The organism is Lachnospiraceae bacterium JLR.KK008 (assembly GCA_037015955.1).
Taxonomy (GTDB): Bacteria; Bacillota; Clostridia; order Lachnospirales; family Lachnospiraceae; genus VSOB01.
This window is the reverse complement of sequence record CP143548.1, coordinates 2,325,143-2,344,293: the sequence shown is the minus strand read 5'-3', so window position 1 is coordinate 2,344,293 and position 19,151 is coordinate 2,325,143. Positions and strand designations below refer to the sequence as shown.

Below are 19,151 nucleotides of genomic sequence, written 5' to 3'. Positions count from 1 at the left end.
ATGAATGATCTGGTTATGGAACTGGACAGCCGCAGTGGCAGACACTTGTACGAGCAGATTTACGACCATATCAGACAGGAGATCAGGGAAGGGAAGCTGCGGTATCAGGAAAAGCTCCCTTCTACTCGTTTTCTGGCAGAATATCTGCAGGTATCAAGAAGTACGGTGGATCTTGCCTATGGACAGCTTTTATCGGAGGGATATATTGAGTCCCGTCCGTATAAAGGCTTTTTTGTATGTAAAATCGAAGAACTGTATGATCTGGAGTGTCGGATGGAGAGAAGGAGCGAGAGCGACGAGGCAGAGCAGCCCCGGTTTCGGTACGACTTTTCTCCGAATGTGGTGGAACTTGGCAGTTTTCCTTTTGGCACATGGAAGAAAATTACGAAAGAGATGCTGACTGATGACCGGAAGGAATTGTTTGCACTGGGACATCCGCAGGGAGACAGGGAGCTGCGCAGCACGATCTGCCATTACCTCCATACATCCAGGGGAGTCAACTGCAGGCCGCAGCAGATTATAATCGGCGCGGGAAATGATTATCTGCTCCTGCTTTTGGAGAAGATACTGGGTGGCAGGAGGAAAGTTGCTCTTGAAAATCCAACTTATAAGCGGGCATACCGGATCTTTTGTTCGTTTGCCTATGAGGTGAAGATGGTGCCCATGGATGAGTCGGGGATGCGGGTGGATCTGCTCGAGGAGAGCGGCGCGGATCTGGCCTATGTGATGCCTTCCCACCAGTTTCCGATGGGGATTGTCATGCCGATCGGCAGGCGTCTGGAGTTGCTTCGATGGGCTTCGTCGGGAGCGGAGCGCTATCTGATTGAGGATGATTACGACAGTGAATTTCGTTACCGGGGCAAGCCTGTCCCCTCACTGCAGGCGTCCGACAAGGCAGGCAGGGTGATCTATATCGGGACTTTTTCCAAGGCTATCGCTCCTGCGATCCGTGTCAGCTATATGGTATTGCCGGAGAGTCTGCTGGAGCGTTACCGGAGTCAGTGCATGTTCTTTTCTTCCACCGTATCCCGCCTTGATCAGTCTGTGCTGCATGAATTTATTCGCGACGGGGCTTTTGAACGGCATTTGAATAAAATGCGCAAAATATATAAGAGCAGACATGACAGACTGCTTTTGTGCTGCAAAAAATATTTAAACCATGTGACGGTATCGGGAGAAAATGCCGGTCTGCATCTGCTTCTCCATTGCCATGGGGGAAAAACAGAACAGGAATTGCTGCGCCTGGCAGCAGAGAGAGACATGAAATTATATGGAATGTCAGATACCTATATCGGAAGACTGCCAGAGGACTGGCAGCCTACATTGATATTAGGGTATGCCGGACTTCACGAAGATGAGATAGAGAGCGGAGTCCGGATCTTGTCAGATTGCATCTAAAGAACCGTCGTCGTCATCGTCGAAAAATTCTTCTACCGTTGAGTCATCAGCGTTCTCTGCATTTGCCTTATCACCGGAATTCAGGGAAACATAGGAACGCTCCCCGCCATTCTGACCGTCATCTTCATCGGAATCGTCATCCAGATCTTCGTAATCGTCGTCCTCTTCTGCGGGAGAGCTGTTTTTACTCTTCATAAAATAATAAGCGCCGGCTAATGCGGCCCCGATTGTAGAAATAAGAAGAAGGAATTTTCCAAATTTTTTGGCCATAAGATTTACTCCTTTCACTTTTGTATGACTTATCCCTATTATAATATTATTTTATGAAAATGAAAAGAGATTATACGAGGAAACCGTTACATTTCTTGCGACAATCGCAAAGGTGACTTTTTATTCTTCTTCCTGCCCGCAAAGATGACTTTTCGTTTTTCTTCCTGTGTTTGCCGGCAGCCTTCCTATATTTTCCTTGCAAGTCGTTACTGACTGTGTTAAGATAGAAATCGACCCAAACAGTCAATTTACGGAAGAGGAGCGCACATATTGTCGTGAATGAGAAATTTTTTGATCTGAAAAAGGAAAAACAGGACAGGATGATCAACGCAGCACTGAAAGTGTTTGCAGAGAACGGGTTTCGCAGAGCCAGCACTGACGAGATGGTGAAGGAGGCGGGAATCAGCAAGGGACTGTTGTTTCACTATTTTGTGAGTAAGACGGGGCTGTACGGGTTTATCTATGACTATAGTGTAAAATATGTGATGATGGAAATGACTTCCTCGGTCAACAATACGGAGACAGACTATTTCAATCTGTGCAGGCAGATTCAGCGTGCCAGGACCGAGGCGATGAAAAATTTTCCTTATATGCAGATGTTTTTGCTGCGGGCAGAGAGAGAAGATGCACAGGAGGCGGTCGAGGCGACAAGGGAATCGGCGGAAACGCTGCTGGAGGCATACGATAATATTTACAACCGGGTAGTGTTTCAGGAAGTGGAGGGCGTTTCCTGGGAAAAGATCGTAAAGATCGTGGAATTTACACTGAACGGACTGCTGTCCGAGATGGTACAGGAAGCACATTTCAAGCCGGACGCCTATTATAAAGAGGCGATTGCGTATCTGCAGGAACTGGAAGACCTGTGTATGCGGTGACGGACAGGAGCGTCATGACCGGTGAATGATCATACAGATAAAAAGACAAAAAAGGGGAGGAAAGGCAGACATGGAAATGGAAAAGAAAACATTTTATAAAAAAGTATTTGCGCTTGTCGTGCCGATGGCGCTGCAAAACCTGATCAATGTAGGAGTGTCGGCAACGGATGTCATCATGCTCGGCAAGGTGGGAGAAGAGGTGCTGTCTGGCTGTTCTCTTGGCGGGCAGGTGTTTTTTATCTTTAATCTTTTTTTGTTTGGAACGGCGTCGGGGGTATCCGTGCTGACAGCGCAGTATTGGGGTAAGCGGGATACGGCCTCAATCGAAAAGCTGCTGGGTATCGTTGTGAAATTAGCACTGGCCGTAGGCCTTATTTTTATGTTAGGCAGTTTTTTCTTCCCGGAGCAGTTGATGCTTATTTTTACAGACGAGCCAGAGGTAATCGCGGAGGGCGTTAAGTACCTGAAGATCGTGGCTTTTACCTATCCGATGGTAGCGGTCAGTATGACTTATCTGAACCTGATCCGCAGCATCGAAAAAGTGCTGATTTCCACCGTCGTCTATGGCTGTTCCCTGGTGCTCAATTTTGTCGTCAATGCGGTGTTGATCTTTGGTCTGTTTGGCGCTCCGGAGCTCGGCATCGTCGGTGCGGCGGTCGGTACGCTCTGTGCGAGAATGCTGGAACTTGTGATGATGCTCGTATATGCTTATTATCACAATCACGTCATCCGCTTGCGGTTATCCTGTTTCCTGCACACAGACAGAGGGCTGCTGCGGGATTTTATCAGATATGCCAGTCCGGTTGTCGTCAATGAGTTTATGTGGGGAGCCGGATATTCGGCGATGGCGGCTATTATCGGACATCTTGGCAGCAGCGCTGTGGCAGCCAATTCGATCTCGCATGTAATGCGCCAGCTTGCCACCGTCGTTGCGTTCGGTATCGGCAATGCCACGGCGATTATGATCGGCAAGGCGATCGGCGAGAATAAAAAGGAGGAAGCGCAGGTCTACGGCGGTCGTTTTATCCGCCTGGCAGTCTGCTTTGGTCTCATCGGAGGAATCGTCATCTTTTCGATGCGGCCTCTGATTCTGCACGGACTTGGCTTTTCCGGCCTTACGGCAGACTATTTACATAGTTTTCTGTTTATGATGTCCTACTATGTGGTCGCCCAGTCGGCAACCTGTACTTGTATTGTTGGTGTCTTCCGGGGCGGCGGAGATACGAGATTCGGGATGTTTGTCGACGCGGGCATCCTGTGGGGCTGGGCGATCCTGCTCGGGTTTCTGGCGGCGTTCGTGTGGGAGCTCCCGGTTAAGGCAGTCTATTTTATTCTCATGAGCGATGAGCTGGTGAAGATTCCGTTCTGTTATTTCCGCTATAGAAAGAAGAAATGGCTGCGGAACGTGACAAGATAACGTGCGTTATATTTGATGCGCTGAGGGCATGGGGTCTGTATAAATAACGGTTGGGTACAAAAGGCGGAGAAAAGCACGAAGGGATCATAAAGGAGCAGTTATGGCATTACAGTTTTGTATCGGCAGCTCAGGGGCGGGAAAGAGCGAGAGGCTGTATGCGGATATTATCCGGCAGTCCATGGAAGAAGAAAACACCCGTTTTTTTATTATCGTGCCCGATCAGTTCACGATGCAGACGCAGAAGGAGCTGGTGACGAGACACCCGAATCGAGGCATTATGAATATCGAGGTGCTCAGTTTCGGGCGGCTGACACACAGAATCTTTGAGGAGACCGGAGAAGGGGGACGCCCGGTACTGGACGATACGGGAAAGAGCCTGATTCTGCGTAAGATTGCGGCGGACTGTGAGGAGAAGCTGACGGTGATCGGTTCTCATATGAGAAAGATCGGTTATATCCACGAAGTCAAGTCAGCGATTTCAGAGTTTATGCAGTATGGCATTGGTAAAGTGCAGCTTCAGGAGCTGACGGAGTATGCCAGGTCCCGGGGCAGTCTGTATTATAAGCTCCAGGATTTGGCTGTGCTCTACGAATCATTTCTGGATGCCATCGGCGACCGGTTTGTGACGACGGAGGGGCAGCTCGGGCTTCTGGCACAGGCACTGGAGCGGTCGGCTATGATCAGGGACAGTGTCGTCGTATTTGACGGCTTTACCGGATTTACGCCTGTGCAGAATCAGATTATAAAGAAGCTGCTGTCTCTTGCCAGAGAGGTGAGAGTGGCCGTAATCATGGATGGCAGGGAAGACTTGCAGCAGGAGACAGGGGAGCAGCAGCTTTTTGCATTCAGCAGGAAGATGATGCGTTCTCTGATCCGGTTGGCGCAGGAGACAGGGACGCCGCGTAAAGCGGATATTGTGCTCACCGGTCGGCCGGTTCCCCGTTTCCGGGATAATCCGAGTATGGCACATCTGGAGCAGGAATTGTTTCGCTATCGCAACCGGGTTTATACCGGAGAACAGGGGGCCATCCATCTGACGGAGGCTGCAACGCCCGGAGAGGAAGTGCGCCAGACTTGCCTGCAGATCAGAAGACTGGTGCGGGAGGAAAGTTATCAATACCGGGACATTGCCGTGGTAGCCGGGGATCTGTCAGCCTATGCGGATTATGTGGAAGAAATCTTTGGGCGGTTTTCGATTCCCTGTTATGTGGACACGACAAAGGGGATCGGGCATAATCCGTTTATTGAATATATCCGCAGCGCATTGAAAATAGTGCTGCATGATTTTTCTTATGAAACGGTCTTTCATTTCCTGCGTAGCGGGCTTGCGGATATTTCAATGGAAGAGACCGACAGACTGGAAAACTATGTGCTGCGCTATGGGATCCGGGGCAGGAAACGGTGGCAGGAACTGTTCGTCAGAAGAAGCCTTACGGAAGAGGAGTCGCAAGAACTGGCGCAGATCAACGCTGTCAGGCAGCGGTTGGCAGACAGGCTTGCGCCTCTGCTCGGGATGGGGAAGACTGTCAGAGATTATGTCACACATTTGTATACGTTTCTTGTGGAGAGCGGGGCTTACGAGAAGCTGGCGCATTTTGAAGAGAAATTCTCGGCGGAAGGCGATCTTGTGAAAGCGAAAGAATACGGACAGATCTATCGGCTGGTCATGGAACTGTTGGAGCAGATTTATGATCTGATCGGGGAGGAAGAGATGGCGCTGCAGGAGTTTGCGGATATTCTCGATGCAGGATTCGGAGAGATTCAGGTAGGTACCATTCCACAGAATGTTGACCGGATTGTAGTGGGAGATATGGAACGAACGCGGCTGAAAGAGATCAAGGTGCTGTTTTTTCTCGGGGTCAATGACGGCAACATCCCAAAGAGCGGCGCCAGAGGCGGCATTATCTCCGACACGGACCGTGAGTTTCTTGCGCAGGGGCAGTGGGAGATGGCGCCATCGCCCAGACAGCAGATGTATATCCAGCGCCTGTATCTCTATATGAATATGACGAAACCGAGTGAGCGGCTCTATCTGTCTTATACGAGAGTGAATGGGGAGGGGAAAGCGGTGCGCCCGGCGTATTTGATCGGGACGGTGAAAAAAATGTTTCCGGATCTGCAGGTGGAAGGGGCACAGATGCGAAGCCCACAGGAACAGATTCAGGTTTTAGACGACGGATTTGGCGTATTGGCGCGGCAGCTCCGGGAATATGCCAAAGGCAACCCGGTGGACGAGCCTTTTTTCTTTACCTTATACCGGACATATGCCTCGCATCCGTTATATAAACGGACATTGCAGATGCTTGTGGAGACAGCGTTCTTTCGCTATGAGGAGAGCACGCTGGGAGCGGAGGTGGCCCGGGCATTGTACGGCAGTATCCTCACGAGCAGTGTCAGCCGCCTGGAACAGTATGCGGCCTGTGCATACAGCTATTTTCTTCAGTACGGGCTTTCCCTGAAAGAGCGGGAGACGTTTGCCTTTGAGGCAGTCGATATGGGCACCCTCTTTCATGGCGTGCTGGAACAGTTTGCGAGACTTCTGGAAGAAAACGGCAGTGACTGGCTGCGCTTTTCCGGAGAGCTGGGAGAACGGCTGATCAATGAAGCGGTCGATGCGCAGACGGCGGTTTATGGAGACAATATTCTCTTTTCCAGCGCCAGGTATCAGTACGTTGTCACGCGTATGAAACGTATCCTTCGGCGTACGGTCTTTACCTTGCAGAGTCAGTTACAGAAAGGAAAGTTCAGGCCGGAACATTTTGAAGTCTCTTTTTCCTCGCTGTCAGAGATTGAATCGGTCAATGTCAGTCTCTCCGAGAAGGAAAAAATGCGGCTGCTGGGACGGATCGACCGGATCGACACCTGCCGCGAAGAAGATACGGTCTATGTGAAAGTCATTGACTATAAGTCGGGCAATCAAAATCTGGACATCGCCGCCATCTATTATGGCCTGCAGTTACAGCTTGTCGTCTATATGAATGCGGCGATGGAGATGATCGGCCGCAAGGAGAAAGGCAGACATATCGTTCCGGCAGCGATGCTCTATTATCATGTCGCAGACCCGATGGTGAGGGCGCAGGAACAGCTCAGCGAGGAAGCGCTTAATGAAAAGATTCGCGAGAGCCTGCGCATGAAGGGGGTCGTCAATGAGCGCGATGACATTATTGACAGACTGGACGGACAATTCAGCGGCAGATCGGAGATTATTCCGGTGGAGCGGAAAAAGGACGGCAGTCTCGGCAGCCGCTCCGCAGCGCTCAGCGAAGAGGAGCTGCGCACCATATCGTCTTATGTAAGCGGTAAGATCAAAAAGATCGGCAGACAGATCCTCCAGGGAGAGATTGGGAAAAGGCCCTATGAATACGCAGGGGACACGGGCTGTGATTATTGTGTCTATAAGAGTGTGTGTGGCTTTAACGGGCGGCTCGCAGGTTATGAGACGAATAAACTGCAAAGTCTGACCCGGGAAGAGGCGCTCACAAAGATGCAGGAGGAAGAGGAGGAGTGAGATGGGGAGCAAGGCAGGAATATCCTATACGCAGGAACAGCAGGAGGTCATTGATGCCAGAGCGTGCAGCCTTCTCGTCTCCGCAGCCGCCGGCAGTGGGAAGACAGCTGTGCTCGTGGAGCGGATCGTGCGCATGGTCAGCGATCCGCAGAGGCCGGTGGACATTGACCGTCTGCTGATCGTCACGTTTACCAATGCGGCGGCGGCGGAGATGCGGGAGCGGATCAGCGCAGCGCTTGGCAGGCGTCTGGAAGAAGAACCGGATAACGAGCATCTGCAAAGACAGATGACGCTGCTCCATAACGCGCAGATCACGACGATCGACAGCTTTTGCCTGTTCGTGATCCGCAATAATTTCAATGACATCGGCCTCGATCCGGGCTTTCGTGTGGCGGATGAAGGAGAACTGAAACTCCTGCGGGGCGAGGTGATGACGGCGCTGATGGAAGACCATTTTGCGCAGAAAGACGGGGAATTTCTCACCTGTGTGGAGAGCTTTCATGCGGGCGGGGACGAAAAGGCGCTGGCGGAGCATATCCTCCGCCTCTATGAGTTTTCGCGCAGTCATCCGTTTCCGGAGCAGTGGCTGCAGGAGGCAGCGCGCGGATATGCACCGGAAGATGCCGAAGATGCGGAGGCCGCGGACTGGCTTGCGTTTGCCAGAGAAGATCTGAGAAAGCTGCTGTCAGCCTGTGTGTCGCATCTGGAACGGGCGCTCTCCGTATGCGGGCAGCCGGACGGACCATATATGTATGCGCCGCTTCTGGAGAAGGAGCGGGAGATGCTGGCCTGCGCCGCGGACAGAGAGTCTTTTCGGGCGTACGGGGAGGCGGTGGCCGGGATCACATTCGGCCGTCTGCCCTCGAAAAAGGACGAGACGGTATCGTTGGAGAAACGGGAACTTGTGAAAGCGATGCGGACAGAGGTGAAGGAGGCGCTGGACAAGGCGGAGAAACGGTATTTCTTTCTGCCCTTTTCAGAGCAGATCAGCGAAATGCAGGCCGGGAGCGGTATTGTGCGGACGCTTGTGTCGCTGACACTGGAATTCAGCCGGAGGATGACAGAGAAAAAGCAGGAGAAAAATCTGCTCGATTTCAGTGATATGGAGCATTATGCACTGGAGATTTTACTGAAAGAGACGCCGGAAGGGGGACATATCCCCTCGGAAACGGCCAGGGAGTACCAGGATTATTTTCAGGAGATCATCATCGACGAATACCAGGACAGCAACCTCGTGCAGGAATATGTGCTGCAGAGTATTTCCGGGGAAGAGACGGGCAGATATAACCGGTTTATGGTCGGGGATGTGAAGCAGAGTATCTATAAATTCCGGCTGGCAAGGCCGGAGATCTTCATGGAGAAATACAGGAATTATCAGACGGAAGGGGATCGGCGAAAGATCAGTCTCCATAAAAATTTCCGCAGCCGCAAAGAAGTGACTGATGAAGTCAATGACATATTTTCCAGGATCATGGGAGAGGAACTGGGCGGTGTTGCCTATGATGAGGAGGCGGCGCTCTATCCGGGGGCGGTTTATCCGCCATATGAGAAGGCCGGTGCGGAGCTGCTTTTGCTTGCCAGAGAGGAAGGGAGCCTGCCTGCGGCGGAGCAGGAGGCGCATCTGGTAGCCCGGCGGATTCGCCGTCTGTTGCAGGACCACCAGGTGACGGACACAGAGAGCGGCTTGCTGCGGCCCGTCCGCTATGGAGATATTACGATTTTGCTGCGTTCGAACGTCGGCTGGGATGAGACGATGCAAAATATACTCAAGCAATATGGGATTCCTGCATACCGGGCTTCGTCTACCGGTTACTTTTCCTCTCAGGAGATCAGGACGATGCTGCACTTTCTGCGGATTCTGGACAATCCTTTGCAGGATATTCCGCTGTTTGGTGTGATGACTTCTTCGGTCGGTGGATTTACCGAGCAGGAAATCGCGCAGCTGCGTGCGGCTTCTCCCAAAAAAAAGCTCTATGAAGCGCTGTGTGAGAGTGCGGATGCAGAGGAAAAAGAGGGAAAAGGGCGAAAGTTCCTGAGTCTGATTCAGACGTATCGCGGGAAGACCGTCTTCGAGCCGGTCAGGCAGATCTTGCGGGAGGTAATGGCGGAGACCGGTTACATGCAGTATATGACAGCATTTCCGGAGGGGGACATCCGCAGGGCCAATCTGGAAATGCTGCTGCTGAAAGCGGCAGAGTTCGAAAAGACCGGGAGCCATGGCCTGTTTGCCTTTATCCGTTATATGGAACAGCTCGAGAAATATGAGGTCGACTACGGTGTGGCCGGTGTCACGGATGAGTATGCGGACGTGGTGCGTATCATGAGCGTCCATAAGAGTAAGGGACTGGAGTTTCCGGTGTGCATTGTGGCCGGGCTGGCAAAGCGGTTCCCGGTGCAGGATCAGGCGAAGAGTCTGCTGATGGATGTTGATATGGGGCTAGGCTGTGAGTATGTCGATATACGGAAGCGGTTGCAGCGGACGACGCTGCGCAGAAATGTGCTGGCACGCAGGCAGCAGCTCGATAATCTGGGAGAAGAACTGCGCATCTTATATGTGGCGATGACCAGAGCCAGAGAAAAGCTGATCCTCACCGGCTGCATCTCGGAGCCTGCGATGAAACTGACGGCGCTTGGCAGGACAGAGACAGCAAAAGGGTGGACCGGCCAGGGAAGTAAGAGCTCCTTTCTGACACTGTCTACGGCTGGAAGTCTCCTGGATTTTCTTCTTCCTGTGGCTGAGCGAATCCGGGTGATAGAGGCATCGGAGCTGAAAAAGGATGAGGTGGAGGCCGCAGTCCTGGACAGTTACAGACGCCGGCGTCTGGAAGAGTATGAAGCGGAAGGGTACGTAGAGCAGTGGAAGCAGTTGTTCGAACAGCGGTTCGCATACCGTTATCCGTGGAATCTGTCAGAGCTGTATACCAAGACGACGGTATCTGAGCTGAAGATGGAGAAAATGACGGAGGCGACGGAAGGAGCGGCGCATCTGTTTGACACGGAGGAGAAAGAGGCCCATGTGCCGCGCTTTTGCCGGGAGGAGCAAAGACTCACCGGTTCTGTCAGAGGCAGCGCCTTTCACCGGGCGATGGAACTGCTTGACTTTGCTGATATTCCGCAAAACGTTTCGAAAAAAGAGATGACTGATATAGTCAATCAATTACTGGAGCGGTTTATGGCAGACAGGAAGATGACGGAGGAGGAGAGAGATTGCATCTATGCGGCTAAGATTGCGGATTTTCTGCTGACGGATGTCGCCGGCCGCATGAGACGGGCCGACAGAAAGGGCCTTTTGAAAAAGGAACAGCCTTTTATGCTCGGCCTGCCGGCAAACCGGGTGAGAGAGGAATTCCCTGCCGGAGAGACTGTGCTTATCCAGGGAATTATCGATGTCTGCTGGGAAGAGGACGGGGAGATCGTTGTGCTTGATTATAAGACTGACCGCGTGGACCGGGAAGAAGAACTGATCTCCCGCTATCAGACTCAGCTTGCCTATTATGGGGAGGCGCTGGCTACGATAACGGGAAAACGGGTCAAAGAATTGCTGATTTATTCGTTTCATTTTGGAAGTGTATGCGGCTTACAGGAGCAGCCGATGCCCAGTCCGCCGTAGCCGATGTGGGCGGATACGCCGAGAGACAGAGCGTCGCATATCACTTCAGTGCCGGGGAAATATTCCCGGATCTCGGACAGCCACTGCTCTGTGTCCTCCTGCGCGGCGCTGGAGGCCGCAAGAAGGTGAAAATCGCCTCGTTCATACCAGTCTGCGAAGCGGGTCGTCAGGTCGTGCCGCACTGCTTCCAGCATGACTTTTTTTGCTTTGTGGAAGCCCCGGCATTTTTTGAAAGGTTCCAGCGTTCCCACATCAAATCTGAGTACAGGCTTAATATTGAGAACGGTGCCGATGGCAGCGGCGGCAGGTGTGACGCGGCCGCCTTTTTTCAGATGTTCCAGCGTGTCCACGCCGACATAGATGACCATTTTATCCCGATACTGTTCCAGAAGCCGGCGGATCTCACCGGCAGAGTATCCTCTGGCGATCAGATCAAGGGCATCGAGGATCGTACAGTGAAGGGGTGCGGACACCCGGCCGTTGTCAACGACAAAGACCCTGTCTCTGTAAAGCGGTTCCTGCGCCATGGCGCAGGCGGTGGCACAGGAACCGGACAGTCCGCTGCTGATGGGAATATATAAGATTTGCTCATAGTGTGCCAGTGCTTTGTCCCAGTACTCCATCACCTGTGCCGGAGCGGGCTGGGAGGTCGTAATCTCCGCACCGCGATTCAGTTCCCGGAAAAATTCTTCCCGGGACAGGGTTACATCTTCGTAATAACATGCGTTATCAATGTAAAAAGGCATCGGAAGGACAAAAATGCCCAGTTCCTTTGCCTGTTTTTGTGTAATGCTGCTGTGGCTGTCGGTCACAATGCCGGTCTTTTCCATTGTCTGTCTTCTCCTGTCGCACCCTTATATGCCGGGCTATATGTCAACTTTATCATTTGTATGCAGGAGTGTCAAATGCTTTGCGCGGCGCTGCATGGGAGAGCGAGTCAGCGGGAAGACAGGCGTCTGCCTTGCGCTGCTTTCCGAGTGCTTTCAGAAGAAGTCGCAGAAGTGGAAAACAGGCGACGGCCAGGCAGCTGCAGACGATCAAAGCCGTATATTCGGTGAACTGTTCCCGCTCTTTCCGGTAGGCATGATTGAGAAACGGCAGTCCGAGTACGATGAAAAAGTACCAAAAAGCGGGAAGGAAAAGGCCGAGTGCGCTGTGAGGCGTTGTCTTATCTGTATTTGCCCGGCAGATCGATTCACCGGCGCGGTAAGCGATGAGCAGAGCGGAGAAATAGATGACGGTGCCGATCAGGGTATGAAGTCTCTCCGGAGTGAGAACGCCATAGTGGGTGAGCGCAGGAAAATAAAGGGGGATGTAGATCGCCAGAGTAATCCGCAGGCTGTTGACCAGTATCGTGTACAGGAAGGAGAAGCAGAGGACAAACAGGCTCCAGGTGATTTTTCTTTTCGTACGGTGTACGAAGGAAAACAGAAGGAGGGCGGTGACGACGATCATAAACTGGAGTCCGCTGCAGGAAGGGGCGATGATAAACCGCAGACTGTGATTGACATATCCTGCGCCGGGCTGTGCGGTAAACGGAATGCCTGTGAACAGGCTGACACAGAGAGCGGTGGGGGCGAGAATCCAGGAAAGCGATTCGCTTGCGGCCCTGCTGTAAAAAAGTTTGAGACAAAATATAAGAAGGAAACCCACAAGATAGTATATGAAGTTTTCAAGGAGTAATGATTTGTATTTTATCTGTAACGTACTGATGTTCATGTGTGTTTCCTTCTCATAGTTGTGTGATTTGGCTGCAAAAGTGTCTGCCTGTGTCATAATGCGGCAAGATGATTTTGAGGAATATCAAATGTTATCAAATGCTGTTTCGAAAATATGTAGCATATGTTATTGATGAATGTTCCGCCTGCGGCGAAGCGGTATGAATAATATAACGACTGTAGCCATAAACAGCGTGAGGAAGATTCCGGGCTCTGAGTAATAAGAATAGCCGGAGCCTACGGCCAGGTCGGAAACTTCAAGCGGCAGCGGGTTGGCCTGTTCTACGTCTGTTGCCGCCGCATCCGGATTGACAACTGTGTCGATTACTGCGACAAACGAAGTGTATGAGGTCATCATGTTATAAGTAAGGCCGAGCCTTGTCACTTCCGCTTTGGTATCGGGATTATCCGGTGTACAGCCATAATCGGTCAGTCTCTGCAGACGGGAGCGGGCCCAGAGGAGTCCCAGTGTCTCCGCGTTTTCACAGACTTTGCCATCCTTCACAGGAATCTCCTGCAGATAGTCTGCATTACCGGATTTCCCGGTGACTTTGATTGTACCGGAAGGCTCGCCCTGCCATTTTCCAAAGAGAACGATTGGCTTCTGGGCGAAGAGGGTCGAGGGGACGGAAGGTTCCACATCGTATACGTCAAAGCCGTCATACTCTATCTGAATATTCGTGAGAAGCGGTGCGCTGATATAATTGCGGAATCGCTGCGCACAAGCCTGTGCGTCGGCTTCATTGGTGACGACAAAAGATTCTCCCAGGCCTGCGGTGGCGATTCCTTTGGTCAGGTAAGTATTGACAGAAGTTCCGATACCGAAGGAAAAGAAACTCGTCGTCCCCATGTTCTCATTGATTGTGCGGAAAATCTCCTGCTCATCACAAATGTAGCCGTCGGTGATCGTTACGATGCTGCGGGCAGTATTGGGGTCTGCCGGGATGGCAAGTGCCTGCTGCAGTGCCGGCGTCATCTCTGTGCCGCCGCATCCTTCCTGCTTTTCAATGAGATGGATAGCCAGCTGTATATTTTCGGCATTGGCAGGCAGCGAGGCGGGTGCCAGTTGGTAAAATTCGTCGGAGAACAGAATCAGATTAAAGCTGTCTGTCGCATTCAGGCTGCTCACGAGATCGCTGATCAGTGATTTTGCGGTGTCAATCGGATGCCCGTACATGGAACCGGAAATGTCAAGTACGAAAATATATTCTCTCGGAGGAATCTCTTCCGGCTGATAACGCTGCGGAGGCTGGACAGTCAGCATAAAGAAGTTTTCCGCTTCTCCCGGGGCCAGCAACAGGCCGCTCTGTACGGCCTCTCCGGTCAGCCGGTATTGCAGGATGAAATCACGGTTGCCGGCATAATCTTCGGAATCGGCAAGGGTGATACAGGCGGCGGTCTCGTCCCCTTTTATGACGTTGACTTTGTGAGTCTTGCAAGACAGCTCCGTGACCGGCACACCGGCGGAAAGGTTGACGGTGATGTTGTAAGTACCGTCCGGGGTCTCCCCTTCATGCAGATAGGGGCTGGCGGCCCAGCTATTGTCTTTGGCGCTTTCTCCTTCTTTCGGAGCGCTGACATAGCGCGGTCCGACTACTGTGGGAAAGGAAAATTCATAAAGGCCTTCCAGAGGCTGTATCATCTCTGTGTAGTGTAGTTCGATGCTTGTAGTCATACCAGGCATAATGTTGGCGACGTCCATCGTGAACACATTAGGGCGTTGCTGTTCCATGAGAGTAGCAACTTTTCCCTCACTTTTCGCTTCTTCAAACACTTCTTTGGCTTCCTCTTTTTCTTTGATCTGGGCGGTCACGGTCTGATCCCCGACTGTGATCTTCAGACCGTGGACGGCAGCGCTTGAGGAGGCAGGGAAAACATAGCTTGCATTGATCGGGTTTGTCCCCTCATTGACATATGTCTGGGTCACATATACATCGGCGATGATCCCGTTGACATTTGCCACCACGGTTGTATCCTTCAAAGGAAAACGGTCAATGGACGGATCTCCGTCTTTGACGACGAAGTAAGGGGCCAGTGTGCGGTCCTTAACGACAAAATAAGAATCCAGTTCTCCGTCTTTGATGACATTGGCATTTGGCGTTTCTCCGGCCTCTTCTCCATAAACGGTGAGAGAAGAGGAAAGCAGGATCAGGAGTGTGCACAACAGGCACAACCAGCGTTTACGTTCTTTCATAAAATCCTCCGTTCTGATGTACTCTTGCAATAAAATAAGTAGTGTATGTATGATAAGATACCGTTTCAAGCCATCAGAATGGCATCAAAGTTGTATCATTTTTGCATCATTTTCTGAAGGGCAAAACATGTAGCCGGGCCAGGTATGATCTGTTGTCGGCTTTTGCGCCTGCTCGGCATTTTCCGAAAGGGCTGACTGCAACAAAAAAAAGAATCTCAGTCCGAGATTCTTTTTTTAACGTCTGTCAAAGCAGGATACGGGAGTCGGACCCGCCTCTTCAGCTTGGGAAGCTGACATACTACCGATGTACTAATCCTGCATATGTGTCTTTACTATGCTATTATACCATGTTTGTTCAAAATAGCAAGTCTTTTTTATGACAGACATGGTAAGCAGGAAAAGTACATGGTCTATGCGAATCGTTGCAATACCTGTTTCAGATTGGCCCGGGCGGTTCTCACAGATTGGCTGATACACCGGGAGCCGGCCAGAGAGTTTCTCTTCTGATTTTACAGAAGAGAAACGTGTTTCCTGCGGACTTCCTCCCATGTCGTTTCCGGCCAGAGAGAAGACTGCACTTCTCCGATGTGTGCTTTCCGCAAAAAGAACATACAGATTCTGGACTGGCCGATGCCGCCGCCGATCGTATATGGCAGCTCGTCGGCTAAGACAGATTTCTGGAAAGGAAGAGCGGCACGTTCGGTGCAGCCTGCCTTTTCCAGCTGACTCTTCAACGAGCAGGCGTCTACGCGGATTCCCATGGAAGAAAGTTCCAGGGCAATATCGAGAACCGGATAATATACGAGAATATCTGCGTTTAACTGCCAGTCGTCATAGTCAGGCGCCCTGCCGTCATGGGGGATGCCGGATCTCAGTGTGTCGCCGATCTGCATGAGACAGACGGCGCCTTTTTCTTTCGTGATCAGATATTCCCTCTCTTTAGGGGTATGTTCGGGAAACAGGTCCTCCAGTTCCTGGGTGGTGATAAAGTAGATTTCTTCCGGCAGAATCTCCTTTATGTAGTCATATTGGATCGACATGTACTTTTCGGTCTTCCGCAGTACTTTATAGACAGTCGTTACGGTATCTTTGAGCGTTTCCATATTGCGCTGCTGTCCGGAAATGATTTTTTCCCAGTCCCATTGGTCCACATAGATGGAATGGATATTGTCGGTCTCTTCATCGCGGCGGATGGCGCTCATATCGGTGTACAGTCCTTCGCCCATCTGAAACCCATATTTCCTGAGTGCATATCGTTTCCATTTGGCCAGCGAATGGACGATCTCCGCGGGGGCGTCATTTTGCTCCTTGATGCCAAAAGAGACCGGACGCTCGATACCGTTTAAGTTGTCGTTGAGACCGGAGGCCGGGTCAACGAACAAGGGCGCGGATACACGCAGAAGGTTGAGCCGTTTGGCCAGAAGAGTCTGGAAAAAGTCTTTTACGGTCTTGATTCCTACCTGTGTCTCGTGCAGGTCCAGCGCAGATTGATAGTGATCAGGAATGCTACATTGTTTCATCATTTTATGCCGTCCTTTCGTGTCATATCAGATTCATATCTATTAAAACGCTTTTTTCCTGCAAATGCAAGAGTAATTATTGTGCAGAAAATATGTTCGAAAACACTTGTTCGAAATGGAATATAGTGGTATGATAGAAAAAGAACAGAGAGGGGAAACGGAACATGGACTACATCAGTCAAAATGCAATGGGTATAAAAGAGAAACTGGGAATATTGAGTGATGCGGCGAAATACGATGTGGCGTGTACGAGCAGCGGCGTGGACCGGAAGGGTGACGGCAGAAATATGGGCAGTACGCTGACTGCTGGTATCTGTCACAGTTTCAGTGCGGATGGGAGATGTATCTCTCTTCTGAAAATATTATTGACGAACGAATGTATTTATGATTGCAAATATTGTATCAACCGTCGTTCCAATGACGTGCCGCGGGCGGCATTTACGCCGGAGGAGATCTGTGAACTGACGATCGGCTTTTACCGGCGCAATTATATAGAAGGATTGTTTTTGAGTTCAGGCATTTTGGGCAGCCCTGATCTGACGATGGAGCTGCTTTACCGCAGTCTTTATCTGCTGCGGCACCAGCATCACTTTCAGGGGTATATCCATGTAAAGGCGATTCCGGGGGCGGACCCGGCGCTGATTGCCAGGACGGGGCTGCTGGCCGATCGTATGAGTATCAATCTGGAGCTGCCGACAGCGGAAGGGCTGCGGACGCTTGCGCCGAATAAGCATCGCAAAAACATTCTGACGCCTATGCGTCAGATACAGGCGGGCATTGACGGAAATAAAAATGAGCTTGCCTTGTACCGTCATGCGCCCAGGTTTGTCCCGGCGGGGCAGTCCACACAGATGATCATCGGCGCTACTCCGGAGAGCGATTATCAGATCTTATCGGTAGCGGAAAGCCTTTATCAGAAATTTGCCCTGAAAAGAGTATTCTATTCGGCATTTATGGCAGTGAATGCGGACAAGGCGCTGCCCGCGCCGGCAGGCGGCCCGCCGCTTCTGCGGGAACACAGATTGTACCAGGCTGACTGGCTGCTGCGTTATTATGGGTTTGCCGCAGGAGAACTGCTGAATGAGAAAAAGCAGAACTTTAATATATTGCTGGACCCGAAGTGTGACTGGGCGCTTGGGCATCTGGAACAGTTTCCGGTTGACGTACAGACCGCGGACTACCAGATGATACTGCGTGTGCCAGGGATCGGCGTCAAGAGTGCTCTGCGGATCGTACAGGCCAGAAGGAGTGCAAGACTGACATTTGATGATCTGAAGAAAATGGGTGTAGTATTGAAACGGGCACTGTATTTTATCACATGCAGTGGAAAGCAGATGTATCCTGTCCGCATTGAGGAAGACTATATTACAAGAAATCTGCTGTATGAGAAGGAACGGCTTCCTTTCGACAGGCAGCAGGTTACTTATAAACAGTTGTCACTGTTTGATGATGTGCATTTTATGCAGGAACAGGAGGAAGAAGGAGCTATATGGAAGAACATATCCTGATCTGTGAGGACAGCCTGGAAGGGATCTTTACCGCCGTCTATGTCGCCAGTGAGAAGCGCTATAAACCCGAGCAGACTGGGATACAGACTTCCGAAGAGGGGAATCTCAGGCTGTTTGCGGTATATGAGCGTGTGGAAAATGACGACGATAAATGCGGGAAAGTCATGCGTACGCTGCAGAAACGTTTTGGAGAGGAGGGCTTTTATATATTCTGCCTGGCGCTCGCCTCTACAGATTCGCAAAAGGCGACGGCAGTTTACAGAACGATTATGAAAGGGCTGTGTCTCTCTGCACCGGCACGGATTTTTGAACGTCATGCGGATGCGGATATACAGAAAGTGATGAAACTAAAATACAATGCCTGGCATGAGATGCATCAGCTGAGCGGATTTGTCCGTTTCCGCGAGTTGGAGAATGGGGTAATGTTTTCGGAGATTCAGCCGAAAAATAATGTAATTGTATTTCTGGCCGACCATTTTGCAGACCGGTTTCCGATGGAGAATTTTATGATCTGTGACTGTGGACGATCATTGTTTGCAATTCACGAGGCTGGCAGACAGTGGCTTTTGACAAAAGCACCTTATTTTGAGAAAGAGAGTATCCGGATGAGTCAGGCGGAAGAAACGTATCAGGAACTGTTTCGGCATTTTTGTCATAAGATAGCGGTAGAGGGACGAAGGAACGAACCATTGCAGAAAGGTATGCTGCCGCTTCGCTTCCGCCCTTACATGACGGAATTTATGGAGAAGTCTGATCAGTAATGTCCGGAACTCAGGCCGGAGGGGACTGAGCTAATAGTGATTTTGTATAGAGTGCTTTATTTTTGGGAATATTAGGATAAATACAACCAGGAATCAGATATTTGGCGTATAAATAGTTGAAAGGAATGAGAGCAATGGAAAGGCAACGAAACATCAGGCTGGGACTGAATGAAGTACCGGATTTTGTAGAGGCGGCGTCCAGATGCAGTTTTGACATTGATATTTCTTACAATCATTACGTGGTGGATGCAAAATCAATTTTAGGTGTATATGGACTGGATTTTACGAAAACGCTGACAGTCAGGTATAATGGATTTGATCCCTCTTTTGAAGAGTATTTGAATCGTCTGGCAGTGGCATGCTAAGGAGTCT

13 protein-coding genes and 1 tRNA gene are annotated in these 19,151 nt (G+C 51.0%); 8 read left to right on the top strand and 6 right to left on the bottom strand.

Translation table 11 applies throughout. The features are described 5' to 3' along the window. Positions 1-1,398, top strand: coding sequence for a PLP-dependent aminotransferase family protein (locus V1224_11680; protein WWR15137.1), 1,398 nt, complete (start codon positions 1-3; stop codon positions 1,396-1,398). Here the strand turns inward: V1224_11680 and V1224_11675 are convergent. Further along, entirely contained in the window at positions 1,384-1,668 is a 285-nt protein-coding gene (locus V1224_11675) for a hypothetical protein (protein WWR15136.1), read from the bottom strand. The two genes, V1224_11680 and V1224_11675, sit on opposite strands and share 15 nt — an antisense overlap. 275 nt (positions 1,669-1,943) lie before the next feature. On the opposite strand from V1224_11675, the gene V1224_11670 reads away from it, so the two are divergent. The 4 genes from V1224_11670 to addA all read left to right on the top strand — a co-directional run bounded on the left by V1224_11670 (position 1,944) and on the right by addA (position 11,078). Beyond that, a complete protein-coding gene (locus tag V1224_11670; protein WWR15135.1) occupies positions 1,944-2,543 on the top strand; it encodes a TetR/AcrR family transcriptional regulator in 600 nt (199 codons plus the stop codon). 70 nt (positions 2,544-2,613) lie between these two features. After that, a complete protein-coding gene (locus V1224_11665; GenBank protein ID WWR15134.1) occupies positions 2,614-3,960 on the top strand; it encodes an MATE family efflux transporter in 1,347 nt (448 codons plus the stop codon). Between the two features lie 100 nt (positions 3,961-4,060). Then, positions 4,061-7,468: a helicase-exonuclease AddAB subunit AddB gene (gene addB, locus V1224_11660; GenBank protein ID WWR15133.1), complete on the top strand. Its 3,408-nt coding sequence runs from the start codon at positions 4,061-4,063 to the stop codon at positions 7,466-7,468. 1 nt (position 7,469) lies between these two features. Then, complete coding sequence (addA, locus tag V1224_11655) at positions 7,470-11,078, top strand: helicase-exonuclease AddAB subunit AddA (protein WWR15132.1); 3,609 nt, start codon at positions 7,470-7,472, stop codon at positions 11,076-11,078. Here the strand turns inward: addA and V1224_11650 are convergent. The 5 genes from V1224_11650 to asnA all read right to left on the bottom strand — a co-directional run bounded on the left by V1224_11650 (position 11,024) and on the right by asnA (position 16,510). Then, positions 11,024-11,908, bottom strand: a complete 885-nt coding sequence (locus V1224_11650; GenBank protein ID WWR15131.1) for a DegV family protein — start codon at positions 11,906-11,908, stop codon at positions 11,024-11,026. The genes addA and V1224_11650 overlap by 55 nt on opposite strands. A gap of 52 nt (positions 11,909-11,960) precedes the next feature. Next, on the bottom strand, positions 11,961-12,797 hold the full coding sequence (gene xrtK, locus V1224_11645; GenBank protein ID WWR15130.1) for an exosortase K: 837 nt from the start codon (positions 12,795-12,797) through the stop codon (positions 11,961-11,963). A 126-nt stretch (positions 12,798-12,923) separates the two neighbouring features. Continuing rightward, entirely contained in the window at positions 12,924-14,990 is a 2,067-nt protein-coding gene (locus V1224_11640; protein WWR15129.1) for a VIT and VWA domain-containing protein, read from the bottom strand. 248 nt (positions 14,991-15,238) lie between these two features. Beyond that, positions 15,239-15,309, bottom strand: a tRNA-Gly gene (locus V1224_11635). Positions 15,310-15,499: 190 nt separating this feature from the next. Further along, entirely contained in the window at positions 15,500-16,510 is a 1,011-nt protein-coding gene (gene asnA, locus V1224_11630) for an aspartate--ammonia ligase (protein ID WWR17477.1), read from the bottom strand. A 164-nt stretch (positions 16,511-16,674) separates the two neighbouring features. Here asnA and V1224_11625 point away from each other — a divergent pair, with 164 nt between their 5' ends. The 3 genes from V1224_11625 to V1224_11615 all read left to right on the top strand — a co-directional run bounded on the left by V1224_11625 (position 16,675) and on the right by V1224_11615 (position 19,144). Then, on the top strand, positions 16,675-18,018 hold the full coding sequence (locus V1224_11625) for a putative DNA modification/repair radical SAM protein (GenBank protein ID WWR15128.1): 1,344 nt from the start codon (positions 16,675-16,677) through the stop codon (positions 18,016-18,018). Beyond that, positions 18,000-18,779: a TIGR03915 family putative DNA repair protein gene (locus V1224_11620; protein ID WWR15127.1), complete on the top strand. Its 780-nt coding sequence runs from the start codon at positions 18,000-18,002 to the stop codon at positions 18,777-18,779. Before V1224_11625 ends, V1224_11620 begins: the two co-directional genes overlap by 19 nt. A 134-nt stretch (positions 18,780-18,913) precedes the next feature. Continuing rightward, complete coding sequence (locus V1224_11615; GenBank protein ID WWR15126.1) at positions 18,914-19,144, top strand: HPr family phosphocarrier protein; 231 nt, start codon at positions 18,914-18,916, stop codon at positions 19,142-19,144. Positions 19,145-19,151: the final 7 nt, after the last annotated feature.